The organism is Polaromonas sp. P1_E11 (genome assembly GCF_056405995.1).
Map to the genome: position 1 here is coordinate 279,785 of NZ_JBFUBA010000004.1, position 25,213 is coordinate 304,997.

27 protein-coding genes and 1 riboswitch are annotated in these 25,213 nt (G+C 61.6%); of the genes, 16 read left to right on the plus strand and 11 right to left on the minus strand.

What is annotated here, in order from left to right; all coding sequences use genetic code 11:
• Genes AC1D11_RS16865 through AC1D11_RS16880 form a run of 4 tightly spaced genes read right to left on the minus strand, consistent with a single transcriptional unit; the run spans nt 1 to nt 2,559 of the window.
• Nucleotides 1–270 (minus strand): HPr family phosphocarrier protein, encoded by a 270-nt coding sequence (locus AC1D11_RS16865; RefSeq protein WP_477648263.1) that lies wholly within the window; start codon nt 268–270, stop codon nt 1–3.
• Nucleotides 239–682, minus strand: a complete 444-nt coding sequence (locus tag AC1D11_RS16870) for a PTS sugar transporter subunit IIA (RefSeq protein ID WP_457281604.1) — start codon at nt 680–682, stop codon at nt 239–241. The genes AC1D11_RS16865 and AC1D11_RS16870 overlap by 32 nt, the downstream gene beginning before the upstream one ends.
• Nucleotides 679–1,986, minus strand: coding sequence for an MFS transporter (locus tag AC1D11_RS16875; protein ID WP_477648262.1), 1,308 nt, complete (start codon nt 1,984–1,986; stop codon nt 679–681). The genes AC1D11_RS16870 and AC1D11_RS16875 overlap by 4 nt, the downstream gene beginning before the upstream one ends.
• 15 nt (nt 1,987–2,001) lie before the next feature.
• A complete protein-coding gene (locus tag AC1D11_RS16880) occupies nt 2,002–2,559 on the minus strand; it encodes a hypothetical protein (RefSeq protein WP_477648261.1) in 558 nt (185 codons plus the stop codon).
• Nucleotides 2,560–2,776: 217 nt separating this feature from the next.
• Between AC1D11_RS16880 and AC1D11_RS16885 the strand changes: the two genes are divergently transcribed.
• From AC1D11_RS16885 to cynS, 8 genes are all read left to right on the plus strand, one after another.
• On the plus strand, nt 2,777–3,376 hold the full coding sequence (locus tag AC1D11_RS16885) for a hypothetical protein (RefSeq protein WP_457281607.1): 600 nt from the start codon (nt 2,777–2,779) through the stop codon (nt 3,374–3,376).
• A gap of 12 nt (nt 3,377–3,388) precedes the next feature.
• Nucleotides 3,389–4,564 carry a sensor histidine kinase gene (locus AC1D11_RS16890; RefSeq protein ID WP_477648260.1) on the plus strand — a complete coding sequence of 392 codons (1,176 nt, stop codon included), beginning with the start codon at nt 3,389–3,391 and terminating at the stop codon, nt 4,562–4,564.
• Entirely contained in the window at nt 4,561–5,220 is a 660-nt protein-coding gene (locus tag AC1D11_RS16895) for a response regulator transcription factor (RefSeq protein WP_477648259.1), read from the plus strand. The genes AC1D11_RS16890 and AC1D11_RS16895 overlap by 4 nt, the downstream gene beginning before the upstream one ends.
• Nucleotides 5,221–5,372: 152 nt before the next feature.
• Entirely contained in the window at nt 5,373–5,792 is a 420-nt protein-coding gene (locus tag AC1D11_RS16900; protein ID WP_477648258.1) for a CBS domain-containing protein, read from the plus strand.
• 312 nt (nt 5,793–6,104) lie between these two features.
• Nucleotides 6,105–7,472 (plus strand): CmpA/NrtA family ABC transporter substrate-binding protein, encoded by a 1,368-nt coding sequence (locus AC1D11_RS16905; RefSeq protein WP_477648257.1) that lies wholly within the window; start codon nt 6,105–6,107, stop codon nt 7,470–7,472.
• Complete coding sequence (gene ntrB / locus AC1D11_RS16910; protein WP_477648256.1) at nt 7,469–8,332, plus strand: nitrate ABC transporter permease; 864 nt, start codon at nt 7,469–7,471, stop codon at nt 8,330–8,332. The genes AC1D11_RS16905 and ntrB overlap by 4 nt, the downstream gene beginning before the upstream one ends.
• Before the next feature lie 46 nt (nt 8,333–8,378).
• Entirely contained in the window at nt 8,379–9,176 is a 798-nt protein-coding gene (locus tag AC1D11_RS16915; RefSeq protein ID WP_477648255.1) for an ABC transporter ATP-binding protein, read from the plus strand.
• 45 nt (nt 9,177–9,221) lie between these two features.
• Nucleotides 9,222–9,665 (plus strand): cyanase, encoded by a 444-nt coding sequence (gene cynS / locus AC1D11_RS16920; protein WP_477648254.1) that lies wholly within the window; start codon nt 9,222–9,224, stop codon nt 9,663–9,665.
• 34 nt (nt 9,666–9,699) lie between these two features.
• On the opposite strand, the gene AC1D11_RS16925 is transcribed toward cynS, so the two are convergent.
• From AC1D11_RS16925 to AC1D11_RS16935, 3 genes are read right to left on the minus strand one after another with little or no spacing between them, the layout of a single operon-like run.
• Nucleotides 9,700–10,023: a hypothetical protein gene (locus tag AC1D11_RS16925; RefSeq protein ID WP_477648253.1), complete on the minus strand. Its 324-nt coding sequence runs from the start codon at nt 10,021–10,023 to the stop codon at nt 9,700–9,702.
• A gap of 14 nt (nt 10,024–10,037) precedes the next feature.
• Entirely contained in the window at nt 10,038–10,421 is a 384-nt protein-coding gene (locus tag AC1D11_RS16930; RefSeq protein WP_477648252.1) for a DUF1801 domain-containing protein, read from the minus strand.
• 53 nt (nt 10,422–10,474) lie between these two features.
• Entirely contained in the window at nt 10,475–10,873 is a 399-nt protein-coding gene (locus tag AC1D11_RS16935; RefSeq protein WP_477648251.1) for a GFA family protein, read from the minus strand.
• 120 nt (nt 10,874–10,993) lie between these two features.
• Here AC1D11_RS16935 and AC1D11_RS16940 point away from each other — a divergent pair, with 120 nt between their 5' ends.
• From AC1D11_RS16940 to phnD, 8 genes are all read left to right on the plus strand, one after another.
• Complete coding sequence (locus AC1D11_RS16940; RefSeq protein ID WP_477648250.1) at nt 10,994–12,226, plus strand: CaiB/BaiF CoA transferase family protein; 1,233 nt, start codon at nt 10,994–10,996, stop codon at nt 12,224–12,226.
• A gap of 30 nt (nt 12,227–12,256) precedes the next feature.
• The gene (locus tag AC1D11_RS16945; protein ID WP_477648249.1) at nt 12,257–12,991 is read left to right on the plus strand and encodes an alpha/beta fold hydrolase; all 735 of its coding nucleotides are present in this window, start codon (nt 12,257–12,259) and stop codon (nt 12,989–12,991) included.
• Nucleotides 12,988–13,470 (plus strand): thioredoxin domain-containing protein, encoded by a 483-nt coding sequence (locus AC1D11_RS16950; protein ID WP_477648248.1) that lies wholly within the window; start codon nt 12,988–12,990, stop codon nt 13,468–13,470. Before AC1D11_RS16945 ends, AC1D11_RS16950 begins: the two co-directional genes overlap by 4 nt.
• A gap of 197 nt (nt 13,471–13,667) precedes the next feature.
• Entirely contained in the window at nt 13,668–14,210 is a 543-nt protein-coding gene (locus AC1D11_RS16955; RefSeq protein ID WP_477648247.1) for a GrpB family protein, read from the plus strand.
• A 191-nt stretch (nt 14,211–14,401) separates the two neighbouring features.
• Nucleotides 14,402–14,523: riboswitch (glycine riboswitch) on the plus strand.
• A 122-nt stretch (nt 14,524–14,645) separates the two neighbouring features.
• Nucleotides 14,646–15,959, plus strand: coding sequence for a D-amino acid dehydrogenase (locus AC1D11_RS16960; protein WP_477648245.1), 1,314 nt, complete (start codon nt 14,646–14,648; stop codon nt 15,957–15,959).
• Nucleotides 15,960–16,052: 93 nt separating this feature from the next.
• Nucleotides 16,053–16,259 (plus strand): DUF1737 domain-containing protein, encoded by a 207-nt coding sequence (locus tag AC1D11_RS16965; protein WP_477648244.1) that lies wholly within the window; start codon nt 16,053–16,055, stop codon nt 16,257–16,259.
• A complete protein-coding gene (locus AC1D11_RS16970; RefSeq protein ID WP_477648243.1) occupies nt 16,259–16,792 on the plus strand; it encodes a DinB family protein in 534 nt (177 codons plus the stop codon). The genes AC1D11_RS16965 and AC1D11_RS16970 overlap by 1 nt, the downstream gene beginning before the upstream one ends.
• A gap of 213 nt (nt 16,793–17,005) precedes the next feature.
• On the plus strand, nt 17,006–17,971 hold the full coding sequence (gene phnD / locus AC1D11_RS16975; protein WP_477651128.1) for a phosphate/phosphite/phosphonate ABC transporter substrate-binding protein: 966 nt from the start codon (nt 17,006–17,008) through the stop codon (nt 17,969–17,971).
• Between the two features lie 392 nt (nt 17,972–18,363).
• Here the strand turns inward: phnD and AC1D11_RS16980 are convergent, their stop codons facing one another.
• From AC1D11_RS16980 to AC1D11_RS16995, 4 genes are read right to left on the minus strand one after another with little or no spacing between them, the layout of a single operon-like run.
• A complete protein-coding gene (locus AC1D11_RS16980; protein WP_477648241.1) occupies nt 18,364–20,769 on the minus strand; it encodes a response regulator in 2,406 nt (801 codons plus the stop codon).
• The gene (locus AC1D11_RS16985) at nt 20,766–22,061 is read right to left on the minus strand and encodes a sensor histidine kinase (protein WP_477648240.1); all 1,296 of its coding nucleotides are present in this window, start codon (nt 22,059–22,061) and stop codon (nt 20,766–20,768) included. The genes AC1D11_RS16980 and AC1D11_RS16985 overlap by 4 nt, the downstream gene beginning before the upstream one ends.
• Nucleotides 22,058–23,866 (minus strand): DAHL domain-containing protein, encoded by a 1,809-nt coding sequence (locus tag AC1D11_RS16990; RefSeq protein ID WP_477648238.1) that lies wholly within the window; start codon nt 23,864–23,866, stop codon nt 22,058–22,060. Before AC1D11_RS16990 ends, AC1D11_RS16985 begins: the two co-directional genes overlap by 4 nt.
• Nucleotides 23,863–24,897 carry a cytochrome-c peroxidase gene (locus tag AC1D11_RS16995; RefSeq protein ID WP_477648237.1) on the minus strand — a complete coding sequence of 345 codons (1,035 nt, stop codon included), beginning with the start codon at nt 24,895–24,897 and terminating at the stop codon, nt 23,863–23,865. Before AC1D11_RS16995 ends, AC1D11_RS16990 begins: the two co-directional genes overlap by 4 nt.
• Nucleotides 24,898–25,213 lie beyond the last annotated feature (316 nt).

Below are 25,213 nucleotides of genomic sequence, written 5' to 3' on the forward strand. Positions count from 1 at the left end.
TCACTCTCCCTCGCCGAACTTGTCTGCTATTAACGCAAGGATTGCATCCATTGCGGCTTGTTCGTCGTTGCCGTTGGTCTCAACCTCGACAATGCTGCCCACGCCGGCAGCCAGCATCATCACGCCCATGATGCTTTTGGCGTTGACGCGGCGCTCGCCCTTGCTCATCCAGACCTCGCAGCCAAAGCTGCCGGCGAGTTTGGTGAGCTTGGCGGAGGCGCGGGCATGCAGGCCCAGCTTATTGCTGATGTTCGTGCTGGTCTTTATCATGATTTCGGCGTACCTGATTTTGCGGTGCGGTGATGGCCACCTGCATCACGCCCTGCGTGGCGCCGATCAGCGCGCGCGCCACCAGCGCATCGAGCGACTCGTGGCGATAAGACACGGTGCGCAGCAGCATGGGCAGGTTGATGCCGGTGATGAGTTTGGAATGAACGCCGTCCACCAGCTTTTGCGCCACATTGCAGGGCGTGGCACCGAACACGTCGACCAGCACCAGGGCATGCGAGGTGCCGAGCTGCGTCAGCATGATGCGCGCCTGGGCCAGGGTTTCTTCGGGCGGCATGTTGGGCTGAACGTCCAGCGCGGAAATACCCGCGGCGTTGTCCGGAAACACATGCAACACGCATTGGCGCAGGGCAGAGGCCAAAGGAGCGTGAGCGATGATGAAAATGCCGTTCATTGCGGTGAATTATCAGCTTTCACACTGAGGAAATACCCATATGAGGCGATACAACAACACAAAAACACGGACATCGCCGCCTGAAAGCTGGCCACCCGTGCCAGGCCCATGGCGGCAAACACGTCAATCAGCAAGCCGATTCCCCACTGCACGGTGAACACGCCGGCAAAAATCATCAGGTTGTAGGCCGAGAGCGCCCGGCCGGCGAGCGAGGCCCTGAACGCCATGCCCACCGCGGGCTGCGCCAGCCCCATGACGCTGCAACCCATGCAAAACAGCGCCCAGCCCAGCCATCCGGTGGAGGTGCCGGCCGCGATATTGACCGCCAGCACCGTGAGGCTGAAGGGCACACCCCAGGTGATCAGACGGGTGGCGCCCCAGCCGAGCCGCGACAGCCAGGGGTTCACCATGCCCCAGCTCCAGAAGGTCACCAGCATGGAAGCATTGATATAGAAGAGACCGGTGGCGGCCTCAAGCGGCGTATAGCCCGCGACCCTGATCATCCAGGGGCCGGCCCACAGGGTCTGCACCGCCACCAGCCCGCCGTAATTGAAGAAAGCCAGCGGCGTCATCTTGCGGAAGTAGCGGCTGCGCCAGATAGGCGCATAGCCAGCTTCGGCCGGTACCGCCGGCGCGGCGGCCTCTGTGCTTTCATGCTTTCTGTTGAGGTGCCATGTCGGCACCACCCAGGCGAGCGCGGCCATCGACAGCAAGATCATCGCGGCCAGTATCCAGAAGAGGGGCCGCCAGCCCGTCAAGGGCATCAGCCACTGCACCGGCAGGGTAGACGCCAGCATGCCGAGCGAACCAGTCATCAGCATCCACGAATTGGCGCGCAGCACCGTGGCCGGCTCATACCAGCGGCGGTAACCCGTGAGCGGTGCCATCAGGCAGGCGCTGACGCCCATGCCCACCAGCACACGCGACGCCAGCAACCAGGCAAAGCTGGTGCTCAACGAAAAAGCCAGGCAGCCCAGCACCGACAGCGCTAGAAAGCACAGGATCACGCGCTTGGGGCCATGGCGGTCCAGCCAGGTGCCCAGCGGCAGCTGCGTGGCGGCAAAGCCCAGGAAATATCCACCCGCCAGCAGGCCGAGGTCGCGCGCATGCAGCGAAAACTCCTGCGTCAGCACCGGCGCCAGCGTGGCGGTGATGGCACGTACCAGCGCCGAGCAGAAATACGCGGCGGCAAACGCCAGGAAAACAATGGCGCCGGTTTTTGCATCCAACCGGCCCGGGTGGGAACTGGCAGCCGGCGCAGCGGTATTCGGGGAGGTCGGCAAGGAAGCTTCTGCGCTGGTCATGAAAGGCAAGCCACTTTATTCAAACTTGAGGCTGGAGAAAAATGTCTCGGCCACCTCGGGCGCGATGCGCGGGGCATACATCACCACCTGGAACACCTGCGGGCCTTGCACAAAGTAGGCGGCCTGCCCGCTCACCGGTTTGCCGTCGGGGCCCCGCCCCTCGGCCTTGACCAGCGAGGCCGGCGGCAAGGCGGCGGCGCCGGGTAACTTGAGCGGCGACACTTGCGGCACAGGCCCGGCTTTCATGTTGGCCAGCGTGAGGCTTTGCCACTGTGCGAGCACGGGCGCCGCTTTTGACGCGTCGCCGAGGTCGGCCACCGCCACAGCAAAAGTGGCGCCGCCGGCATCACAACCCAGCATGCGCAAGGTAGTTGCCGGGCCGCCCAGTGGAACCACTTTTTCGGCTTTGTCAGGCTTGCAGGGCAAAAGCAGCGCCAGGCGCGTGCCCTCGGGCCGCACTTCGCGCCAGTTCAGCGTGGGGCTACAGGCCACGAGCAAAACCAGTACTGACAGGAAAAAGGCGGCGACCGGCCGCGGAGAGAGGTGCGCAGCGCCCCCGAAAATCGTAAGCATGCCTTGGACTTTACAGGGAATCAAAAAAAGCAGCCCGTTTTGGGGCGAACCTGGGGCAAGCCGCTCCGTCCAGCCCGCTTCAGTACCGATTTTGGGTTGATACAGTCCCGGCCACGCACCAAGCTGGGCACGATGTTTGCTCATGCCCGCATGTGCAGTATGGAAAGAACTCAGGCTTTGCCATGCCATGATGCGGTCCAACAATCACAACCGTTCAATGATGATGGATTTCAAAACACACCGATTACTGGCTGCTCTGCTGCTATGTGCTGCAAACCCTGTCTGGGCTTTGGAGCTGCAGAATCAAAACTTTAGCGACGACGAAATTTTCTCGGCTGTCGTTAACCGGTTTAAAAAGCCGCTTCAACACCGGTTCAACCCTGCCTCTACGGATGAGCGAAAACCTTTGCTGGTGCTGGGTCCGGCGCTGAAGTTCGGCAAAAAAATGCAGTCCCAATCGTTTATCCACCTGACGCAGCAGGAGCTGGTTGAGCAGCAACAGGCGGTTTTTATATTGGTAGAGAAGGCGCGCCCGAACCCTGAGCGGACCGAACTCTATGTTGATTACGACATACCGAGCAATGCGTCTTTTGGCGTGCTGAAGGTTTACCCCAAGGATGGTGTGCTGGTCGTTGAAAGCCTTGACAGCTTCCGGTCATCTTCGGGCGCCAGAGCCACTTACGGCAAGCTCTACAAGGGCGTGGCTTGCCAGGACAACACGGAAATGGCTTACCGCTGGAACTACTACGAGCGCAGTGGCTCCGGCGGGCGTTGTCCTGACAAGATGTTTACCGAATTTACGGATTACGGCGGTTAACCGAACTACGCCATGCCCTCGCCTGCACACCTTCCCGGCACCAATCAGCCCGTCTGGCGCGACAAACTATCGCAGCTGCTCGAGTCCACCGGCGAGGGCATCTTCGGCATCGACATGGACGGCCGCTGCACTTTCATCAACCGTGCCGGCGCCGAGCAACTGGGCTATGCCCCCGCCGACGTGCTGGGCCACAACATGCATGAGCTGGCGCACCATTCCCATGCCGGCGGCGCGCACTACCCCGAGCACCTCTGCCCCATCTTTAACGCCTTTCGCAAGGCGCTGCCCTGCCGCATCGACACAGAATTCTTCTGGCGCAAGGACGGCAGTGCGTTTGCGGTCGAATATTCGTCGCACCCCATCGTCGAAGGTGGCGTGGTACAGGGCGCGGTGGTCACCTTCGTCGACATCTCGGCGCGCCGCCAGGCTGAAGACGCGCTGCGCCAGGCGCACGCCGTGCTGGAGCAGCGCGTGAGCGAGCGCACGCAGGCGCTGTCTGAAGCGCTGCAGCACCTGCGCGAGCTCACCGCCTACACCCACACTGTGCGCGAGGAAGAACGCACGCGCATCGCGCGCGAGGTACACGACGAGCTGGGCAGCCTGCTGGTGGCGCTGAAGATGGACGTGGGCTGGCTCGACAAACGCCTGGGTGAACAGCAGCAGCGCGAGCCCATCGCCGCGCAAGCCATGCGAGACACCATGCGCAGCAAATGCCAGAACATGGGCCGGCTGATTGAAAGCGCGGTCGACAACGTGGGCCGCATCATCACCGACCTGCGCCCCAGCATCCTGGACCACCAGGGCCTGTGGGCGGCGCTGGACTGGCAGGCGCATGAATTCGTGCAGTCGGCCGAACTGGCGCTGGACTGGCAAATGGACGTGGCCAATGCGGCACCACTGCCCGAGCCTTCAGCGATTGCCATCTTCCGCATCTTCCAGGAAATGCTCAGCAATGTAGGCCGCCATGCAGCCGCCAGTCGTGTAGCTATCACCATACGGGCCACGGCCAAAGACATCAGCATCGCCGTGCAGGACAACGGCCGCGGCGCCGAAGCCGCCGCCTTTGAAGCGGCCAATGCTTATGGCGTGATGGGCATGCGGGAGCGCGCGCGCCACCTGGGCGGCAGCCTGGAGATCACCAGCCAGGTCGGCCACGGCTCTCTTCTTCACCTTCGGATCCAGTTATGAGCACCCTCAAAATCCTGATCGGCGACGACCACCGCATCGTGCGCGAGGGCCTGAAGCAGGTGCTGGCCGACGCACCCGAGATCGAAGTGGTGGCCGAAGCGGAAACCGGCCCCGACATCCTGCAGCGGGTCGACGCTTTGGGCGGCGACAAAGGCCTGAGCGCCGTGCTGCTGGACATTGCCTTGCCCGAGCGCGACGGCCTGGACGTGTTGCAGGCGCTCAAAAAAAAATGGCCTCGCCTGCCGGTGCTGATGCTCAGCACCTACCCTGAGAAGCAGTACGCCGTGCGCTGCATCAAGCTGGGGGCGGCAGGCTACCTGAATAAAAGCGCCAACCCCGATGACATGATTGCCGCGGTGCGCAAGGTGGCGGCCGGTGGCCTGTACGTTTCAGCCGCCACGGCCGAAGCGCTGGCCAGCGCCATCGGCGGCAGCGGGGGACGCAGCGGCGCAGAAGCCCTGTCGCACCGTGAACACCAGGTGTTCCGCCTGCTCACGGCCGGCAAGTCCGTGGGCGAGATCGGCACGCAACTGGGCCTGGCGTCCAACACCGTGAGCACCTACCGCTTGCGCATCCTGGAAAAAACCGGCGCCAAAAACGACGTGGAACTGGCACTGTATGCCGAGCGCCATGGCAGGGCGCCTGCCGACAGCTGACCGCAACACGTCAAACGGCCTTGTCCTACGGCCGCTCGGGTGCCCATGACCCGAAAAAACACGCACGCACAGGGCATGCTGGCTGCAGACGGCGATGTCGTTCCGATATCGCTCAGCCCAGACCCAAGCTCACCCATCCAAGGAGTATTTTTATGACGACCGTCACCGACGTGATGACCCGCAACGTGCGAACCATGGCCCCCGGCAATACCGTGGCAGACGCCGCGAAAGCCATGCGCGAGCTCGACGTGGGCGTGATCCCAGTGTGCGAGGGCGACAAGCTGCTCGGCATGGTGACCGACCGCGACATCGTGCTGCGCGCCGTCGCGGAGGGCCTGAACGGCGGCACGCCGCTGTCTACCGTGATGAGCACCGACATCCATACCGCACGTGAAACTGACGACCTCGACACGGTCCTTGCAGACATGGCGTCCCGCCAGATTCGCCGTCTCCCGGTGCTGGACGGCTCGAAGCGCCTGGCCGGCATCATTTCCATCGGCGATATCGCGGTCAAGGGACAGGACGAAGAGGATGTGGGCCAGTCACTGGCCGACATCTCGTCTCCGGCCTGAGCCAGCAGAGGTAGAGGCAGGGCCCGCGCCCTGCGCGAATTTGGTGCGTGACGAAAACTGTGCGCCACCGTGAGCCCGGCGCAACGCTGCTGAAGGTGAAAGAAACCAGCTGACGTATCGGCCTGCGCGCTGCCATAACCAGTATGGCGGCACCGTTGTTGTTGCTTGCGGGCCGGTTTTTGTAGTGGACGCCCTACACCCTGTCATGGCATCCACAGCGAAATGCGGCACCTGCCGCGCTTTCGCCCCAATTGGCCAAAATTGGCCCGCTGCTTGCAAGACAGCCGCATCTTCCAAAGAAAGGTGCGCGCCATGTCTGACCTCTTTTCTCCCTACGACGCCGACCAGCCCCTGATGCTCAAATGCAGCTGCGGCAGGGACCACAGCGCGGCCGATCACCCTGCCGCCGATGCGTCTGCCGCCTGCCCGCAAGCGCTCTCGCACAGCTTTATGGAGGCCAGCCTGGTGAAGGCGCTGTTCCCGGTTGACAGCGTGCGCCGCAACTTCCTGCGCGCAGTAGGTGCCAACACGGCGCGCGCGGCGATTGCTTCGGTGCTACCGCTCGGCGCGCTGGAGGCCATGGCGCAAGACCGCGTGCCCCTGGAAAAGAAGGATCTGAAGATCGGCTTCATCGCCATCACCTGCGCCAGCCCGCTCATCATGGCCGACCCGCTGGGCTTTTACAAAAAAGAAGGCCTGAACGTCCAGCTCAACAAAACCGCCGGCTGGGCGCTGATACGCGACAAGATGATCAACAAAGAGCATGACGCGTCGCACTTCCTGTCACCCATGCCGCTGGCAATGACCATGGGCCTCGGTTCCAACCAGGTCAACATGAATGTGGCCAGCATCCAGAACACCAATGGCCAGGCCATCACGCTGCATGTGAAGCACAAGAACAACCGCGACCCGAAGAACTGGAAAGGGTTCAAGTTCGCGATTCCGTTCGAGTACAGCATGCACAACTTCCTGTTGCGCTACTACCTCGCGGAGAACGGCCTGAACCCCGACACCGACGTGCAGCTGCGGGTTGTGCCGCCGCCCGAGATGGTGGCCAACCTGCGCGCCGGCAATATCGACGGCTTCCTCGGCCCTGATCCTTTCAACCAGCGCGCGGTGTACGACGAGGTCGGTTTCATCCACATCCTCTCCAAGGAAATCTGGGACGGCCACCCCTGCTGCGCCTTTGGCGTCAGCGACGAGTTCATCCAGAAGAACCCCAACACCTTTGCCGCGCTCTACCGCGCCGTGCTGGGTGCCTCCTTCATGGCCAGCCAGCCGAAAGACCGCGACCTGATCGCCAAGGTGATCGCGCCTACGCAATACCTCAACCAGCCCGAGGCCGTACTGCAGCAGGTGCTGACCGGCAAGTTCGCCGACGGCCTGGGCAATATCCGCAACGTGCCGGACCGCGCCAACTTCGACCCTGTGCCGTGGCAGAGCATGGCGGTGTGGATGCTCACGCAGATGAAGCGCTGGGGTTATGTGAAGGGCGAGGTTAACTACAAACAGATCGCCGAAAAGGTCTTCATGCTGACCGATGCCAAGAAGCAGATGGCGCTGGCCGGCTTCAAGCCGCCCGAAGGCGCGTACAAAAAATTCAAGGTGATGGGCAAGGAGTTTGATCCGGCCAAGCCTGACGAGTACGTAAAAAGCTTCAGCATCAACAAGCTTTCATGAAATCCCTGAACCTCAAGGCGGGTCTGGTCTCGCTGCTTATCTTTTTCGCCTTCCTGGGCATCTGGTACGTGGCCACGCTGCCCGCATCCGGTACGCCGGCAGCCAGCACGGCGGGCCTGAGCGCCGAGCAGATCGAATACCAGAAGATGATGGGCAAGGACCCGGGCAACACCAAGACCACCGGTTTCCCCACGCTGGGGCAGATGGGCACAGCGATCTGGAAGCAGGTGTCCAACCCGCTGTATGACAACGGCCCCAACGACAAGGGCATCCTGATCCAGCTGGGCCATTCGCTGGCACGCGTGGGCCTGGGCTTTCTGTTGGCGTGTGCGGTCGCGGTGCCGCTGGGTTTTGTGATCGGCATGTCGCCGCTGCTGCGCCGGGCGTTTGACCCTTTCATCCAGGTACTCAAACCCATCTCGCCGCTGGCGTGGATGCCGCTGGCGCTCTACACCATCAAGGACTCATCGATCTCGGGCATCTTTGTGATCTTTATCTGCTCGGTCTGGCCCATGCTGATCAACACCGCCTTTGGCGTGGCTTCAGTCAAACGTGAATGGCTCAACGTAGCCAGCACACTCGAAGTCGGCCCACTGCGCAAGGCCTTCCAGGTGATCCTGCCGGCGGCGGCGCCCACCATCCTGACGGGCATGCGCATCTCCATGGGCATTGCCTGGCTGGTGATTGTGGCGGCCGAGATGCTGGTGGGCGGCACCGGCATTGGCTACTTCGTCTGGAACGAGTGGAACAACCTCTCACTCACCAACGTGATCTTCGCCATCCTGGTCATCGGCATCGTCGGCATGCTGCTGGACCTGGCTTTTGCTCAACTACAGAAGGTCGTCACTTATGTGGAGTGAGCCTATTGCGCGCGCCCCTGTCGCCACGCCAATGAAAGAACACAACATGCAGCAGGGATTCCTCAAGATCGAAGGCCTGAGCAAAGCCTTTACGCCCGCCCGGCCGGTGTTTGCCGACGTGTCCTTCACCATCAGCAAAGGCGAGTTCGTCTGCATCATCGGCCACTCGGGCTGCGGCAAGACCACCATCCTCAATGTGCTGGCCGGACTCGACAGCGCCACCGCCGGCCACATCTTCATGGAAAACCGCGAGATCGGCGGCCCCAGCCTGGAGCGCGGCGTGGTGTTCCAGAGCCATGCACTCATGCCCTGGCTCACCGTGCGAAAGAACATCGCGTTTGCGGTGGTGTCACGCTGGGCCGACTGGACTTCGGCGCAAGTCAATGCGCATGTGGAGAAGTTCGTCGCCATGGTGGGCCTGACACCCGCCATCGACAAAAAACCGTCGCAGCTCTCAGGCGGCATGAAGCAACGCGTAGGCATCGCACGCGCCTTCGCCATCCAGCCCAAGATGCTGCTCCTCGACGAACCCTTCGGCGCACTCGACGCGCTGACGCGCGGCACCATCCAGGACGAACTCATGGCCATCGTGCGCGAGACGCAACAAACCGTCTTCATGATCACCCACGATGTGGACGAAGCCATTCTGCTGGCCGACCGCATCTTGCTGATGAGCAACGGCACCGACAACGACGGCGTCTACGCGCCCGGCCGCATCGCCGAAGAAGTCATCAACCCGCTGCCACGCGAACGCACCCGCGCCGGCCTGCACCACCTGCCCGGCTACTACGACCTGCGCAACCACATCGTCGATTTCCTGGTCACCCGCGCCAAGGCGCATTGACTATTTCCGCTTTCACTTCACCCATCTCACATACAGGAGCAAACCATGAACCGCAACGACATCACCGAAAAAATCATCACCGTCAAAGTCAGCAAAGGCATCACCTGGGAGTCCGTTGCCAAGAAGGTCGGCCTCAGCAAGGAATGGGTCACCGCCGGCTGCCTGGGCCAGATGACCTTTGACGCCAAACAGGCCAAAGTGATTGGCAAGATTTTTGGCCTGACGGCTGAAGAACAAAAATGGCTGCAAGTCGTGCCCTACAAAGGCTCACTGCCCACCCCCGTGCCCACAGACCCACTCATCTACCGCTGGTATGAAATCGTCAGCGTTTATGGCACGACGATCAAGGAACTGATCCACGAAGAGTTCGGCGACGGCATCATGAGCGCCATCGACTTCAGCATGGACATCGTGCGGCAGCCGGACCCAAAGGGGGATCGGGTGAATGTGGTGTTGTCGGGGAAGTTCTTGCCGTACAAGACGTATTGAGCCGACGGCGTGTGGCCCGTCATCTAAGCCGCGCTTACGCCAGAAAAGTCAGATAAACAAAGACAACGGCGGCAACGGTGCAAGCCAGGACCACTGCCGCAACAACCTTGAGAAGACTTGAAAGGCGTTGCCACCCGTCACAAATCTGATCAAAGGTCAAACCCGTGGCCAGTTGAATGACGAAGTAAGGGATGAAATACAGCGGGATTGCCTGCAACCCACGCCCGCGCCCGGGTCGCAAGTAGCCCGCATCCACCAACCAGGCGACGGGTTTGAGTAGCGCAACATAGATGCACCCGACGATCACCAGAACGAGGATCGCAAAGACTCTTGGAGACAGGGGTTTCAAAGATTTCACAGGTCGGTCCACTGTTAACCCTTTGTCGGGTCGCCAAGCGTCTTGTTAAGTCGCACCGCCTCTTTGGCGAGGCGGCGAGACAAGGCGGTGTTGACCTCATCACCTTCGTGAAATTCTCTCGTCGCCATTTCGTACTTGCCGCCGGGTTTTAGCAGCGGGTCCATCTCGCAAAGGCGCTGCCCTCGCCAGAAGCCGAACAGCACGCGGGTTTCCTCAGCTCGGATCAGCAGCACGGGGCCGTCCGACAGATAGACCAGGTGGCCCCACTTGATGACTTCTTCCAACGCGGCGCCACCCAGGACAGCGGTCCGTAGTTGCTCAACCGTCGCGCGCTGCCAGCCGGACAGTGCGGCGACATAAGCATCAGGACTCGAAGCAGGGACGGTCTTTTTCATCATGGCGAATTCCAAAGTTATCTGTCCATCGCTTATTTTGTGCCCGTGCAGCTCACTCAGGCCTTGACCGGATGCTCTTGAAACTGTCTGGCGACATCACAAATCTCATACCAGGCCGGTTTGTTCGCAACAAACTCGTGAAACATGTTGCGAACCACAGGATCGTCATCCAGGCTGTTGGCGGCAACGGGAAAGGAGTCCTGCTGCGATTCCACTTCACCGAGCGCCGTACCGCACTTCTGGCAGAAGCACCTCGCGTACTTGAACGGCGGTTCCGGCTCATAACGGGATACCAACTCGCGGCCTCGAATCCAGTGAAAAGCGTTCTTTTTGACAAAAACAAAAGTGCTCGCACCTACTTTCCTGCAGCGGGAGCAATGACACGTGCCCATCATGCTCGGAACCTCTGACAACTCAAACTGAATGGCGCCGCAGCAGCAGCTTCCTTTGATCATCTTTCTTTCTCCCCTATTGTTTACGTCAGGACGATACTGTACAAACATACAGGCACACATCAAGAGGAGCGTGAGTGAATGGGGGCCGATAGCGCCCAGAGCTAAAGGCAAAATGCCCTCATGAACTCTTTAGACGGCATCCGCATCCTCGACCTCTCCCGCGTGCTCGCGGGCCCCTGGTGTACCCAGACGCTCGCCGACCTGGGCGCGGATGTCATCAAGATTGAGCGGCCCGGCACGGGCGACGACACGCGCACATGGGGTCCCCCGTTTTTGAAGGATGCGCAGGGGGCCGATACCGAAGCCGCTTATTACCTGGGCACGAATCGGAACAAGCGCTCTGTGACCTGCGACATCGCACAGCCTGCGGGCCAGGCGCTGGTGCGTGAGCTGGCGGCGCATTGCGATGTGTTTGTGGAGAACTTCAAGGTCGGCGACATGGCGCGCTATGGGCTGGACTATGCGTCGCTCAAGGCCATCAACCCGCGCATCGTGTATTGCTCTGTCACCGGCTTTGGGCAGAACGGGCCTTATGCCGACCGCGCGGGTTATGACTATGCGATCCAGGGCATGGGCGGGTTGATGAGCGTGACCGGCGAGCGCGACGATCTGGGGGGCGGGCCGCAAAAGGTGGGTGTTGCGGTGGCGGATTTGATGACGGGGATGTATGCGACGGTGGCAATCCTCGCCGCGCTGCGCCATGCCGAGAAAACCGGCGAGGGCCAGCAGGTGGATATGGCGCTGCTGGATACACAAGTGGCCATGCTGGCCAATCTGGGCGCCAACTATTTAGTCAGCGGCAAGGCGCCAGGCCGGGCGGGCAATGCGCACCAGAACATCGTGCCTTACCAGGTGTTTGAAGTGGCCGCGGCCGCGGATGGCAGCAAAGATCACTTAATCCTCGCGGTGGGCAATGACTCGCAGTATGCGAAGTTTTGCGCGGTGGCCAACATCCCGGAGCTGGCGACCAACCCACTGTTTGCCACGAACCGCAACCGCGTGCAGAACCGGGGCCAGCTGGTGCCGATTCTGGAAGCGGTGATGAAAACGCGCAGCAAGGCCGACTGGCTGGGTGCGCTGGAGGCGGCAAAAGTGCCGTGCGGTGCGATCAACAGCCTGGCAGAGGTGTTCGCTGACCCGCAGATCGAGGCGCGCAAGATGGTGACCGAGTGGAAGCACCCGGTGAAGGATGATTTGAAGCTGGTCTCCAGCCCCATCCGCATGAGCGCCACGCCGGTGCGCACCGACCTGCCGCCGCCGTTGCTGGGCCAGCATACGGATGAAGTGCTGCGCGAGGTACTGAACTATTCAGACGCCCAGCTATCTGAACTGAAGAGTGGCAAAACCATTTGATGCAGCAACCTTCCACAAAGAGGTGACTCGATGAAACACAATTTTGTTCTGGTGCACGGCGCGTGGCATGGCGGCTGGTGCTGGCGGCGCGTGGCGCAGGCACTGCAGCTGGACCACCACAAGGTGTTCACGCCGACACTGACCGGCCTGGGCGAGCGCGCCCACCTGCTCTCGCCTGCGATCAACCTCGACACACACATCAATGACGTGATCAACCTGATCGAGGCGGAAGAGCTGCATGAGGTGACGCTCGCGGTGCATTCCTATGCCGGCATGATCGGCACGGCTGTCACTGACCGCATGCCCGACCGCATCAAGCACCTGGTGTACGTGGATGCGGTGGTGCCCAAGCCCGGCGAGAGCTGGAGCAGCACGCAGGCCAGCGCCACGCAGCAGCAGCGCATGGCGGCGGCGCAGGCTTCGCCCAGCTTCAGCTTTCCGGCGCCCGACCCGGAGGTGTTCGGCCTGCACGATGCCGACCGTGAATGGGTAAAGCGCCGGCAGACGCCGCACCCCGGCAACACCTACCAGGCACCGCTGCACTTTGATATGCAGCGCGTAGCCGCCGTGCCGCGCACTTTTGTGAATTGCACCGAGCCCGCATTGGCCACCATCGAACCCAGCCGGCTGCGCGTGAAGGACGCAAAGTTCTGGGACGGTGCATGGCTGCCGAATTCGCGCGTGGTGGAGATCAAGACCGGCCATGACCCCATGATCAGCGAACCGGCTGCGCTGACGAAGATTTTGCTGGAAAGCGCTGAATGAGCCAGGTGGGCCGCCGCCAGTTCACTGCCGCGCTGGCAGCCGGGCTGGCCGTGCCCCAGCTTGCGCTGGCCAAAGACACGGCCTTGCCTGTGCCGGCCTCTTTGCGGGCTGCGGCGGGAATCGCCTTCGCCAAAAATGAACCACTCGTGCTGTTGGTCAGTCTGCCCGGTTGCCCTTTTTGCGAACTGGTGCGGCGCAACTACCTGTTGCCGGGGCAACGCGATGGCAGCCTGCACGCCTGGCAGCTCAACATCAGCGACCGCACGACGCCGCTGACCGGCTTTGACGGCCAGGTGACGACGGCTGCGGCGCAAGTGGCCGCATGGAAGGCCGGCTTCACCCCCACGGTGCTGTTTCTGAGCCCGGCCGGGCAAGACCTGGCGGAACGGCTGGTTGGCCTGGCGTCTACCGACTTTTATGGCGCCTACCTGGAAGAGCGGCTGGCACAGGCGCGCAAAGCTGTGCTGGCTCTCAGGTAAATGAAATGCGGGCCGCCAAATTCGCAGGCGTGGGGATTTCTGGTTGCTATTGTTTTGGTAGCTACTCGCGCCCGTTCTTATTGGGCTGAAGGCCTTTTTCATGCTCAAAAATGCCCTAAAAATGGCCCCGCAAAGGATTTTGGCGTGCTGCGCAGCGTGTTTCGCCCCTGTACAACAACCTGCCCGCCGTCACGCGCATGACTGACCAGGAATCGCTGCTTGCCGCTATCCACGAGGAGGTGGCCCTGCAGGCCTACAACCCGGCCTGGCCCCTGCAGTTTGTGGCTGAGCGGGACCGCCTGCTTGCACTCTCCCCCCAGCTGCCGGCCCGCCTGATCGACATCCAGCACATCGGCAGCACGGCCGTGCCCGGCCTGGCGGCCAAGCCGGTGATTGATATGCTGGCCGGCGTCGAATCAATGGTGGCGGCCGAAGCTCTTGCAGCGCCACTGTGCGCCAACGGTTACACGACCTCCGCTAAATTCAACGCGGCACTGACCGACCGCAAGTGGTTCATGCGCTGGGCGAACGGACGGCGCACCCACCACCTGCACGTCGTGGTGCACGGCGGCGAGGTGTGGGCGCAGCGCCTGCATTTTCGCGACGCCCTGCGTTCGGACCCGGCACTGGCGGCGCGCTATGCCGCGCTCAAGGCGGAACTGGCAGCCAGGCACCCGGGTGACCGGGAGGCCTACACCGATGCCAAAGCCGCGTTTGTGAACGCAGCGAGCGAAGGCTAAACCTCCCTGCTTCCTACTATTAAGCCGCTGAATCAACCCGCTAGACCTGTACTGAACGCCGCATTCACGCTTGGCAAAACAGGCTTCGGTGGTAAATTCAAACCCGTTCAAGCAGGAGAGCGCTGCCCCCACAAGGCAGCCACCGAAGGCGCAAACTTCCATAATCGCTCAGGTCCCGTACTGCCCGGAACACACAGCCGTCTGGAGAGACGCCGCACGCAAGGTGCAGCGCACCGAAGGAGCAAAGCCGAGACCTTTCATCGACATGGAAGCTGCGGCTGAATCTCTCAGGTAACAAGGACAGTGGAAGCGGCCGCAAGCATGCTGACAGGCGATGCTTGGCGGTTGCCACGTTTCTTTTTTGATTCAAGCACCCCCAAGGTACCGCAGCACTTGCGCAACTGCAATGTTCTGCTTGAATGAAAAGGAATCGCCATGAAAGTCATGGTTTTGGGGGCTGGTGTCACGGGTATCACCACGGCCTGGTATTTGGCGCAGCGCGGCCATGAGGTGACAGTGGTGGAACGCCGCAACGCAGCCGCGATGGAAACCAGTTTTGCCAACGGCGGGCAAATATCCGTGAGCCATGCGGAACCCTGGGCCAACCCGGGTGCACCGCTCAAGGTGTTGCAATGGCTGGCGCGTGAAGACGCGCCGCTGCTCTTCAGGCTGCGCGCCGATGTGAACCAGTGGCTGTGGGGGCTGGAGTTTTTGCGCAACTGCACGCCGGCGCGCACGGCACAGAACATCCAGCAGATCGTGAACCTGGGCATGTACAGCCGCGGCGCGCTGCAAAAGCTGCGCGCCGAGCTGGGCCTGCTGTACAACGCGCAGACCAAAGGCATCCTGCACTTCTATACCAGCCAGGCCGAGTACGACGCGGCGCAGGAGCCCGCACGCATCATGCGCGAACACGGCTGCGAACTCGACATGAAGACGGCCGACGAATGTGTGGCGATTGAGCCCGCGCTGGCGCAATGCCGCGGCAGCATCGTGGGCGGCAGCATGACGCCCAGCGATGAATCGGGTGACGCCCGCGCGTTTACCGCCGCGCTGGCCGCGCGCTGCGAACAGGCCGGTGTGAAATTTTTGTACAACACCACGGTGCTGGGCCTGGATGCCGCAGAGGGGCAACTGAACGGCGTGCAGGTGGCGATGGGCAGCGGCGAGGCCGGCGGCAAAGTCGCGATGTTGAAAGCCGATGCGTATGTGATGTGCCTGGGCGCCTTCAGCGCGCAGTGGGCCAAGGTGCTGGGGCAAAGCCTGCGCATCTACCCTGCCAAGGGTTACTCGGTCACGCTGCCCGTGATCAACGAAGCCGCTTCCTATCAGGTCAGCCTGACCGACGACGAGTACAAGCTGGTGTTCTCGCGTTTTGGCAACCGCTTGCGCATTGCCGGCACGGCCGAGCTCAACGGCTACAACACCGAGCTGAACCTGGTGCGCTGCAACGCCATCGTGCGCCGTGTAAAACAACTCTTTCCCGACATGACGGACGGCGAAGGCGCGCAGTTCTGGACGGGCCTGCGGCCGGCCACGCCGAGCAATGTGCCTTACATCGGCAAAAGCAAGGCCTCCAATGTTTTCCTCAACACGGGCCACGGCACGCTGGGCTGGACGCATGCCTGCGGCTCAGGCGCGGCGATTGCCGACATCGTGAGCGGGCGCGTGCCGGAGGTCGACTTTGCGTTTACCGGGATGCCGGCGCCGGAGCGTGTGATGGCATTGCCGGGGATGGCGAAGGCCTGAGCAAGGCCTGAAAAGGGGGTCTGGAGCACAGCGTCCTGCAGCAGGTGGGCGGAAACGGTAATATCGCCCTCCGTTCATCAGCCGCTTGCCGCCATGACATCACCCGCCACCACGCCCCCCGACGGTCTCCCCACCTACAGGCTCCTTACCGGCCCGGATGACGCGAGCTTTTGCCGCCGCGTGAGCGAGGCGCTGGCGCGGGGTTACGAGCTTTACGGCTCGCCGGCGGCGACCTTCAATGGCGAGAACGTGATCGTGGCGCAGGCGGTGCTGTGGCCTTCGCTGCGCAAGGCCGGCTGATGAGCCCTGCCCTGCCCCTGAACCCCGCAACGCTTCAAGCCATGGCGGATTTTCCGCGCCAGCTGGAGCAGTTCTACGACGCAATTCCTGAAAGCCACAAGGCCTGGACGCCGCCGTCGTGGGAAGGCATTCCGAGCGAACACTTCACGGCCATTGCGCAGGTCTGCCACATCAGGGACATCGAGACCGACGGCTATCACGTGCGGTTTCAGCGCACCTTGTCGGAAACCAATCCGGTGCTGGAGTCACTGGACGGCTATGTGGTGGAAAAGGAACGCAACTATGCGGCCGCTGATGCGCAAGAGGCCATCGCGGCGTTTCGCGCAGCGCGCACCCGGACGATGGCCATGCTGTCGGGCATCACGCCCGAACAACTGGGCCGCACGGCGGAATTCGAAGGTTACGGCGCGCTCACCTTGCGCAGCCTGGTGCATTACCTGTGCAGCCATGACCAGCAACACCTGGCCGGTCTGCAATGGCTGCTCGGGAAGGTGGATGCTGCTCGCATGGCGGATGCCGGGGGCGATTTGTAACGCCGCATATCAGGAAAGGCATTTTGCGCGCTACCTCAGCGCCCTCCGTTCAACGAAAAAACCACAAACTTTCTGACGCAATCCCACTTTATGACCCTTTAGAGTCGGTCTACCTGTAAGTAAACGTTAGTTTGGAAGCACACTGGGGTTAACCGGCGTCTCTGCCGCGCGACCGCAAATGCGGTTCTATCCACAACTACCGGGATGATCAACATGAAGTTTTATCTGCGCCACGCAGCAATATTGGCCAGCGCCGCTTGCGCCCTGGGTTCGGCAACAGCCCAGACCGACGAGGCGAAGCCTGCACGCAAGGCGAAAGCAGCGGCTGCTACCCCCGCGCCCGAAAAATATTCCGGCCCACGCGAAAAAATGGTCGTGGCCATGCCCAAAACCTACGGCAAGAGCGAAACCATGGCCTTGTGGGGCGACTACTTCAGCCACCTGTCACGCTGCGGAAACATCGACCTGCAAAACGCGCAAGGCGAATCGATGGACAAGACCAGCAACATCGACATCCTCGGTGAAAAAGAGCTGATTGAAGGTATCTCGACCGGCAAGGTTCAACTGGCACAGGTCAACCCCGGCCTGGCTGCGCAGTTGGTCACCGCCGGCCAGCCGGCGCCGTTTGGCGTTCCCGGCAACAAGGCCACGGGCCTGCGCAACTCCTACAAACTGATTCTGATCACCCGCATCGACAGCCCGTACAGGGAGCCCAAGGACCTGATCGGCAAGAAAATCGCGCACACCACGCCAACCTCGAACTCGGGCAACCTCGCGCCGCGCGCGCTGTTCCCGGCGCTGGGCCTGACGCCGGACAAGGACTACGAAGTCGTGTTCTCCAACGGCCACGAGCGCTCCGTCACGGGCGTGATGCATGGTTTTTATCCGGCCGCAGCCGTGGCCAGCGATTTGTACCAGCGCATGGTCGTCAAGGGCGACGTCAAAGGCTCAAGCATCCGCACCATCTGGGAAAGCCCGCCTTTCATGACGGAAACCTGGACCATGAGCAAGGACGTTTCGCCCGAACTGCAGGCACGCGTCAAAAAGTGCTCGTTCAGCTACGGCTTCTCGCCCACACTGAAAAAGCAGCTGCCCGGCAACGACACCTTCCTGCCTATCAACTTTGATCGCGACTTCGCGACGGTGATGCAGGTCTACCGCGCCAGTCAAAAGAAGTAGAGCCCCCACGGTCGCTCACTTCGTGTAGCTCCCGAGGCCTTGCAGGCCGCGGCTCGCGAGACGCTTCGCCTCTGTCGCCCGTCCAAGCCTGCGCAGGCAGGCTTGGAGCCGCGGGCTCCAGCCCCTCGGGGGCCGCCCGCCTGCGGTCTGGCAAAGCCGCACAATGGGCACACCCCTATCGGGCTCACTGCGTGTAGCCCTTTTCCCCTTGCAGGGGACGGCGCCTGCGGCCCGGCAAAGCCGGTTCCGCGGCATCCGCTGGCTTGAAGAGTCCGATGGCGTAACTAACGGGGGTATTCCACCAGCGGGGGCCGCGGGTCCGGCTTCGCCGGCCCTAGGCGCCGTCCCCTTGAGGGGAAACAAGCTACACGCAGTGAGCTTGGACAGGGGGATCAGATACTTAGAGGTGGGTGAACCGTTCCCCACAAGCTTTCATCAAGCACTCGCTGCAGGGTTCGAATCAGTTCTTCGTTGGAGGTGTGTGCCTTGACCAGCACTGCTTCGGCGCGCTGGCTTTGCTTCGACTCCACATCGTGCGCAGAAAACACGACCACTGGCGGGACGATGTCCAGCGCTTCAATGGTGTCCAGCAACCCCCAGCCCGAGCCGTCCTTCAGCGTCAGGTCGAGCAGCACCAGGTCGTAGCGGCGGCGCGCCAGCTGGTCGCGTGCCTCGCGCAGCGTGGCGGCAAATTCAAAGGTGGCAAAGTCCTGGGCAATGGCTGCGGCAATGCGCTGGATATCGAGGTCGTCCTCGACGTGCAAAATGCGCGGCCGGCCTTCGGCCATGTTTCCGATGGCACGGTGCAAACTGAGGATCAGCAGGTTCTCGTCGATGGGTTTTTCCAGCCATGTTGAAACCGCCAGCGGCTGGGTATTGAACTCGAGCTCGCCTTCTTCGGCGTTGGCCGAGACCACCACGATCGGCAGGTCTTTCGTCGCCTCTTCGCGGCGCAGTGCCCGGATCAGGCTGATGCCGTCCTGGTCGGGCAGGTTCAGATCGACCGTCATGGCTGCGTAGGGCATCAGCATGACTTGCTCCAGCGCCTGCCCTGCGCTGTGCACCATGTCCGAGTCAAAGCCGCCTTTATCAAGCATCAGGTTGATCAGGCGGGCAATGTCGGGATCGTCTTCGCAGACCAGGATAAGCGGCCTGGTCGCTGCGCCGGACCTGATGCTGGTTTGAATCGGCGCCGGCACCGCCTCGGGCAGCTCAAAGAAGAAAACAGTTCCGACGCCGGTTTCCGTCGTGAACCCGATTTGGCCGCCCATCCGCTCCACGATGGCGCGCGAGATGTTCAGGCCCAGGCCTGTGCCACCCATTTTTCGGGTGTCCGATGTGTCGGCTTGCGAGAATTTCTGAAAGATGCGTTTTCGAAACTCTTCGGGAATGCCGGGGCCGCTGTCGGCGACTTCCACCCGAACCCTGCCGGTCTTGCACAGCAGCCGGACTTCCACGCGGGACTGGGCTGGCGCGAATTTCACGGCATTGGACAACAGGTTCGTAATGACCTGGGTCAGCCTGTCGCTGTCGACGCTAACCCTTACCGCTTCTGCCGGGGCATCCAGAACCAGCTTGACATTGTGCTGGCCTGCGAAGCCTTCGTTGGCTGTCAGGGCTTGCGCCAGCAAAGGCTGCAGTTCCATCTGCTGGAAGTCAAAACGCATTTTTCCGGATTCGATTTTTTCGCTGTCCAGAATGTCGTTGATCAACCTGATGAGCCGCTCGCAATTGCTGGTGGCGATGCCAACCAGGTTTTTGGCCATGGCCGGCAGCTCTCCGGCCACGCCGCCGGCGATCAGGCCCAGTGAGCCGCGAATGGAGGTCAGCGGGGTGCGCAACTCATGACTGACGGTAGAGACAAACTCGCTCTTCATGCGGTCAATGCGCTTGAGTTCGGTCACGTCGGTACCCAGCGAGAAAAAGCCGACGACCTTGCCTTCGTCCTCGTTTTCGCCGTAGCGTGGAAAGTACTGCATGACGTAGTCGCGCAGCTGGCCATCCGACGTGGCCTGCGTGCGGTCGTATTGCGCCGCGTAACCAGCAAGCGCCTCTTCAATCTTGCCCCGCTCTTTTTCGTGGAGCTCGTCGCCCATCAGCTCGCGCATGGTCTTGCCGTGAATCTGACCATGCTTCAGGCCAAGAACTTCCTCGTAGGCAAGGTTATGGAACTGAAAGCGCTGCCCGGCGTCGATATAGGCAATCAGGGCGGGCACGCTGTCCGTGATCTGGCGCAGTTGTGATTCGCTGTCATGCAAGGCGCGGGTGCGCTCCTGCACGGCTTCCTCCAGGCCGCTCACCTGCGCGGCCGCCTGCTGCGCCAGCTCCCATTTGGTGGTCAGCATTCTTGCCAGCTGGCTGACCTCAACAGGGTCAAACGGTTTTTTCAGAATCAGCAGGCGATCCCGTGCTTGCAGCCGTGCGAATACGTCTTCCCAGGCGTGGTCGGAATAGGCGGTGCAGATGACGATCTGTATCTGTGGATCTACACGCCAGAGCCGTTCGATGGTCTCCACACCGTCCCAGCCCGGCGGCATGCGCATGTCCACAAAGGCCATGGCATAGGGTCGCCCGGCCCGAACGGATGCCTCGACCTTGTCCAGACCTTCACGTCCCTGGTAGGCCGAGTCCAGCTCAAAGCCATCATCGGACACCGGCGCGGCGTCGCCAAACAACAGGGCTTCGGCATCATCCAGCTCATGCGCAACCGGCCTGGACGCAAGAATTTTCCGGAAGTCTTCGTGGATGGACGGCATGTCGTCGATCAGCAAAATGCGCCGGTTCTGCAGTTGAGTCATGGCTGGCTCCTGTGTTTTTTCGCATCAGCCGGGCTTTCATCGGGCGAATGTTGCCGCACAGGCGATGGTATGGTGAAGAAGAATGTGGCGCCCTGCCCCACCGCGCCTTCGGCCCAGATACGACCGCCGTGACGGGAAATGATCCGGTGAGCGCTTGCCAGCCCGATTCCCATTCCTGCAAACTCACCCGGCGAATGCAGGCGCTGGAAGGTACCGAACAGCTTGTCTGCATACATCATGTCAAACCCGGCACCGTTATCACGGACGAAATAAACCGTACTTTCGTTGTCGGGCTGCTGCGCCCCAACCCAGATCTCGGGGGCAGTGGCATGGGCGGTGAACTTCCATGCGTTGGAAATAAGGTTTTCCATTACCTGGCACAGCAACGCGGAGTCACCCACAGCGGTAAGGTTGGGCGTTATGTGGACTTTCACATCCCGCGCGGTATTGCGTTTCTGGCAGTCAACGCGCACGCGCTCGGCTATTGCCGTGAGGTCGACTGTCTCGACCTTCAGGTTGGTACGGGACACCTGGGCCAACAAGAGCAGGCCGTCCGTGAGCTCACCCATTTGCCTGACCCCCTCGCGTATCCGGCTCAGGTAATGCCTCGCGCGTTCCGCCGCATCACCGCTGACGGCCTTTTGAAGCAAATGGCTGAAGCCGTCAATCGAGTTCAGGGGAGAGCGCAGGTCATGCGCGAGTGAATACGAGAAGGCTTCGAGTTCCTTGTTGGACTGGCGCAAAGCCGCTTCGGTTGCCCTGAGATCCTGCACGGTATCTTCCAGGCTGCTCACCTGCGCTGCCGCCCGCCGCGCGAGTTCCCATTTGGCGGTCAGTGTTCTCGCGAGCTGGCTGACTTCGATCATGTCGAATGGCTTTTTGAGCACCAGCAGACGGTCCTGCACGTCCAGCCGCGCCAGCACATCTTCCCAAGGGTGGTCGGAATACGCGGTGCAGATCACGATCTGTACATGCGGGTCGACACGCCAAAGCCGCTCGATGGTTTCCACACCGTCCCAGCCCGGCGGCATGCGCATGTCCACAAAAGCCATGGCATAGGGCCGCCCGGTCTGGATGGATTCCTCCACCTTGGCAACACCTTCAGCGCCCTGATAAGCGGAGTCCAGTTCAAAATCACCGTAGGAAATCTGCGTGGCCTCACCAAACAACTCGGTTTCGGCAGCGTCCAGATCACGCGCCGGCGGTTTCGCTGCGAGGATTTTGCGAAAGTCCTCATGGATCGACGGCATGTCGTCGATCAGCAGGATGCGCTGGTTCTGGAGCTGCGTCATGATTTAGTCTGCGCAATATCCATTGGCAGCTCCAGTGTGAAGGTGGCGCCCCGGCCCGGCCCGTCGCTGTGAGCGGAAAGTGTCCCGCCCATCTGGCTGACCGCCAGCGCGCAACTGTGCAGCCCAAAGCCGTGGCCTGTTTTGCGCGTCGTAAATCCGTGCGAGAAAATCCGCGTGAGGTTTTCTGCCGGTATTCCCTCTCCCACATCCATGACGGAGACCCGCAAGGTCGAGTCGCCAACAGGCTCCACCCGCAGCGTGATCTTGTGCGATCCGGGCGACATGCCTGCCATGGCATTTTTGGCGTTGCTGATCAGGTTCACGAGAATCTGCAGGACCCGTGAGCGGTCCAGCAGTGCTTCTGGCACCTGCGCGAACTCCTTCACCACAGTGACTCCGTGGCGCGCCAGTGAGACACCGTTCATCCGCAGCGCGTCCTCCACCAGGTCGCTGATCTGCACCGGCTCAACGATGCTGCTCCCGCCTGCGTACGATTGCTGGGTGGCGACGACGTCCTTGATGTGGTCGATGCTTCTGGTGAGAAGTTCCAGCTCCTTGAGCATGCCCTGTTGCTCCTGCACCAGGGTCTGGGAGATTCCATTCAAATAGCCCGGCAGTATCTTGCCCTTCTCGTCGTGAACCAGAAAATGGGCCAGGTCTGCGGCGTGCTCGTTCATCAGCTGCACGCCCCGGGAAAGCCCCTGCACCCTGGATTTGTGCAAGGTGCTGCCGATGAGGTCGGCCGAGACGTTGACGCTGTTGAGGATGTTGCCCACGTTGTGCAGCACATTGGTGGCGATCTCGGCCATGCCCGCCTGGCGCGCAGTGGTCATCAGCTCGCTTTGCGCCTGGCGCAGCTCCTGCGTCCGTTCCTGCACGCGCTGTTCGAGGTGTTCATTGGCCGCCTGGAGTTCCGTGTTGACGCGCCGGATCACGGCATGGCTGCGAAACACGTGAAGGGCTGCATACAGCAGCAGGGCCACCAGCACCGCCGAGAAAATCAGCAGGTAGCGGCCGTAGCGCTCGCCCTCCACCCCCGCGCGCTGCTGCTCGATCGTCGATGCATCGTTGGCCGCATCGAGCAATTTGGCGGTCGGTGCCGAGGAAATACCCGCGAGAAGTTCATTGACTGTTTTTTGTTCGCGCAGGATGGTCTGCACATGCGCGCGGAAGATCCCCAGCCTGTCGGCAATGCCCGGCGGAGTATGGCGCAGCTTGCCGTCAAGCCGGCCCAGTTCCTCTTCTATCTCGGCACCCTTTTCGTCGGTCGGGCTCTGGCTGTACAGCATGCTCGCGAGCAGCAGCCTGCTGACGTCAGACGAAATCTGCCGGAGTGCCAGCTCTGTGGTACCGCGGCCGGGCCCGAGCGACTGCTGGACATCTTCCGCTGCGGTGGGAAGAAAGGCCAGCGAGTTTCGCAGCACAGAGTTGTGCGACTTGAATTGCTCGATCAGGACGGCTTTGTCCTGCACAGCGCGTTCCAGCGCCGCGAGCTTGTCCGCCTGTCCGGATGCATCGTGCTTGTGGGCGTCGGTACCCGACTCGAGTTGTTCCATGAGCCGGGCCATCTCGCCCTGGTTATCGGCCAGCGCATCGTAGTGCGTGTTAATCCCGATCCTGGACTTCAGCACATCCAGCTCCCACTGCGCGTCCAGCTGCTTCAGGTGGCGCATCACGGCCATATCCTCAAAGTAGTGCGACTCGTCGAAGCTTTGGGTTTTGCTATACAGGAACACCAGGATGAGCAGCAGCACGGCAGTGATCGTCGCCATAGGCGCCAGGGCAAGTTGATTCTTTTTTTTCACGGTTTGAAGTCCCGTTCGCCGGTGAGCGTATTGAGGAATTTGACGATGGACGCCTTGTCTTCCCTGGAGGCAACGCGCCCGAGCTGGTACCTGAACATGACATCGACGGCATCTTCCAGCGTCTTGGCCGAGGCATCGTGAAAATAAGGCGCCGTCAGCGCGATGTTGCGCAGGCTCGGCACCTTGAAGACGTGCTTGTCGCTTTCCACCTTCGTGACGAGGTACCGGCCAAGATCGGCCTCCGTCGGGTTGCCCCTCTTTGCGAAATAGTCGCCCATGACACCGAACTTCTGGAACATGTTGCCGCCCACATTGACGCCCTGGTGGCAGGCGACGCACCCGTACTGCTTGAACCTGGCGTAGCCAACCTTCTCCGCGTCGGTAATGGCGCTGGCGTCGCCGCGCAGATATTTGTCAAAGCGTGAGTTGGGTGTGATCAGCGTCCGCTCGAATGTCGCGATGGCGTTCTGGATGTTTGCTTTGGTCACGCCGTCTTTGTAGGCCGCGGCAAACGCGCTTTTGTATTTCGTGTCGTCCGCTATCTTGCGAACCACTTCTTCCCACTTCGACCCCATCTCGATCGGGTTCAGCATGACGTGGTCCACCTGGGACTCCAGCGATTCGGCGCGACCGTTCCAGAATTGCCTGAAATTGAGCGCCGCATTGAACACCGTTGGGGCATTGACGCCCGTCAGCCCGCCGTTGAGCCCGACGGAGCGGTCACGGCCGTCACCGCCGCCCTTTGTCAGGTCATGGCAGCTGAAACAGGACACGCGCCCGTTTCCGGACAGGCGTGGATCGTGAAACAGCTGCCGCCCGATTTCGGCACGGGCCGGGTCCTGCTTCAGCGTGAGGGGGATTGGCTGGATGGGCTCATTGAGCAAGGGGGCCGCGAAGCCGGCATGAGAGGCGAACATCAGCACAGCCAGCAATAACTTCCGCCGCACACCCGATCCCGTGACTGCCGACACCGTGGCGGCAGAAGGGTCTGGGCCGGCGCCTCTGGGGCATGGATCGGGGTGCTCGTTCATGGCTCACCTCGTGGGTTTCGTGCGGGAGTGCGAAGCGCGAATCCGAACCGGACACAACCCCGAAGCGTGAACCGCAAGGTTGCCACACACCGGGAAGCGATGGCTGTCCTTCTTGATGATAAATCCTTGTTTCGGCATTTGTCGGATTTGCTGACGTGGCGGCGCTTCATGCCGGCGTCCATCCGTTGCCCCCCAGCCGCGGGATGAAGCCTGCATAACCCAGCTTGGCGGCTTGAGCGGCATTCTTCACATACCGTCGGTAATCCGCGGTATCTGCAGCCGCTCCAGACCGTTCGCTGCAACCTGATCAGAGCAC

Bases quoted from the DNA above. Each gene is read 5' to 3' on its own strand.
- AC1D11_RS16865 (WP_477648263.1), bottom strand. From the start codon at position 270: ATGATAAAGACCAGCACGAACATCAGCAATAAGCTGGGCCTGCATGCC.
- AC1D11_RS16870 (WP_457281604.1), bottom strand. From the start codon at position 682: ATGAACGGCATTTTCATCATCGCTCACGCTCCTTTGGCCTCTGCCCTG.
- AC1D11_RS16875 (WP_477648262.1), bottom strand. From the start codon at position 1,986: ATGACCAGCGCAGAAGCTTCCTTGCCGACCTCCCCGAATACCGCTGCG.
- AC1D11_RS16880 (WP_477648261.1), bottom strand. From the start codon at position 2,559: ATGCTTACGATTTTCGGGGGCGCTGCGCACCTCTCTCCGCGGCCGGTC.
- AC1D11_RS16885 (WP_457281607.1), top strand. From the start codon at position 2,777: ATGATGATGGATTTCAAAACACACCGATTACTGGCTGCTCTGCTGCTA.
- AC1D11_RS16890 (WP_477648260.1), top strand. From the start codon at position 3,389: ATGCCCTCGCCTGCACACCTTCCCGGCACCAATCAGCCCGTCTGGCGC.
- AC1D11_RS16895 (WP_477648259.1), top strand. From the start codon at position 4,561: ATGAGCACCCTCAAAATCCTGATCGGCGACGACCACCGCATCGTGCGC.
- AC1D11_RS16900 (WP_477648258.1), top strand. From the start codon at position 5,373: ATGACGACCGTCACCGACGTGATGACCCGCAACGTGCGAACCATGGCC.
- AC1D11_RS16905 (WP_477648257.1), top strand. From the start codon at position 6,105: ATGTCTGACCTCTTTTCTCCCTACGACGCCGACCAGCCCCTGATGCTC.
- ntrB (WP_477648256.1), top strand. From the start codon at position 7,469: ATGAAATCCCTGAACCTCAAGGCGGGTCTGGTCTCGCTGCTTATCTTT.
- AC1D11_RS16915 (WP_477648255.1), top strand. From the start codon at position 8,379: ATGCAGCAGGGATTCCTCAAGATCGAAGGCCTGAGCAAAGCCTTTACG.
- cynS (WP_477648254.1), top strand. From the start codon at position 9,222: ATGAACCGCAACGACATCACCGAAAAAATCATCACCGTCAAAGTCAGC.
- AC1D11_RS16930 (WP_477648252.1), bottom strand. From the start codon at position 10,421: ATGATGAAAAAGACCGTCCCTGCTTCGAGTCCTGATGCTTATGTCGCC.
- AC1D11_RS16935 (WP_477648251.1), bottom strand. From the start codon at position 10,873: ATGATCAAAGGAAGCTGCTGCTGCGGCGCCATTCAGTTTGAGTTGTCA.
- AC1D11_RS16940 (WP_477648250.1), top strand. From the start codon at position 10,994: ATGAACTCTTTAGACGGCATCCGCATCCTCGACCTCTCCCGCGTGCTC.
- AC1D11_RS16945 (WP_477648249.1), top strand. From the start codon at position 12,257: ATGAAACACAATTTTGTTCTGGTGCACGGCGCGTGGCATGGCGGCTGG.
- AC1D11_RS16950 (WP_477648248.1), top strand. From the start codon at position 12,988: ATGAGCCAGGTGGGCCGCCGCCAGTTCACTGCCGCGCTGGCAGCCGGG.
- AC1D11_RS16955 (WP_477648247.1), top strand. From the start codon at position 13,668: ATGACTGACCAGGAATCGCTGCTTGCCGCTATCCACGAGGAGGTGGCC.
- AC1D11_RS16960 (WP_477648245.1), top strand. From the start codon at position 14,646: ATGAAAGTCATGGTTTTGGGGGCTGGTGTCACGGGTATCACCACGGCC.
- AC1D11_RS16965 (WP_477648244.1), top strand. From the start codon at position 16,053: ATGACATCACCCGCCACCACGCCCCCCGACGGTCTCCCCACCTACAGG.
- AC1D11_RS16970 (WP_477648243.1), top strand. From the start codon at position 16,259: ATGAGCCCTGCCCTGCCCCTGAACCCCGCAACGCTTCAAGCCATGGCG.
- phnD (WP_477651128.1), top strand. From the start codon at position 17,006: ATGAAGTTTTATCTGCGCCACGCAGCAATATTGGCCAGCGCCGCTTGC.
- AC1D11_RS16980 (WP_477648241.1), bottom strand. From the start codon at position 20,769: ATGACTCAACTGCAGAACCGGCGCATTTTGCTGATCGACGACATGCCG.
- AC1D11_RS16985 (WP_477648240.1), bottom strand. From the start codon at position 22,061: ATGACGCAGCTCCAGAACCAGCGCATCCTGCTGATCGACGACATGCCG.
- AC1D11_RS16995 (WP_477648237.1), bottom strand. From the start codon at position 24,897: ATGAACGAGCACCCCGATCCATGCCCCAGAGGCGCCGGCCCAGACCCT.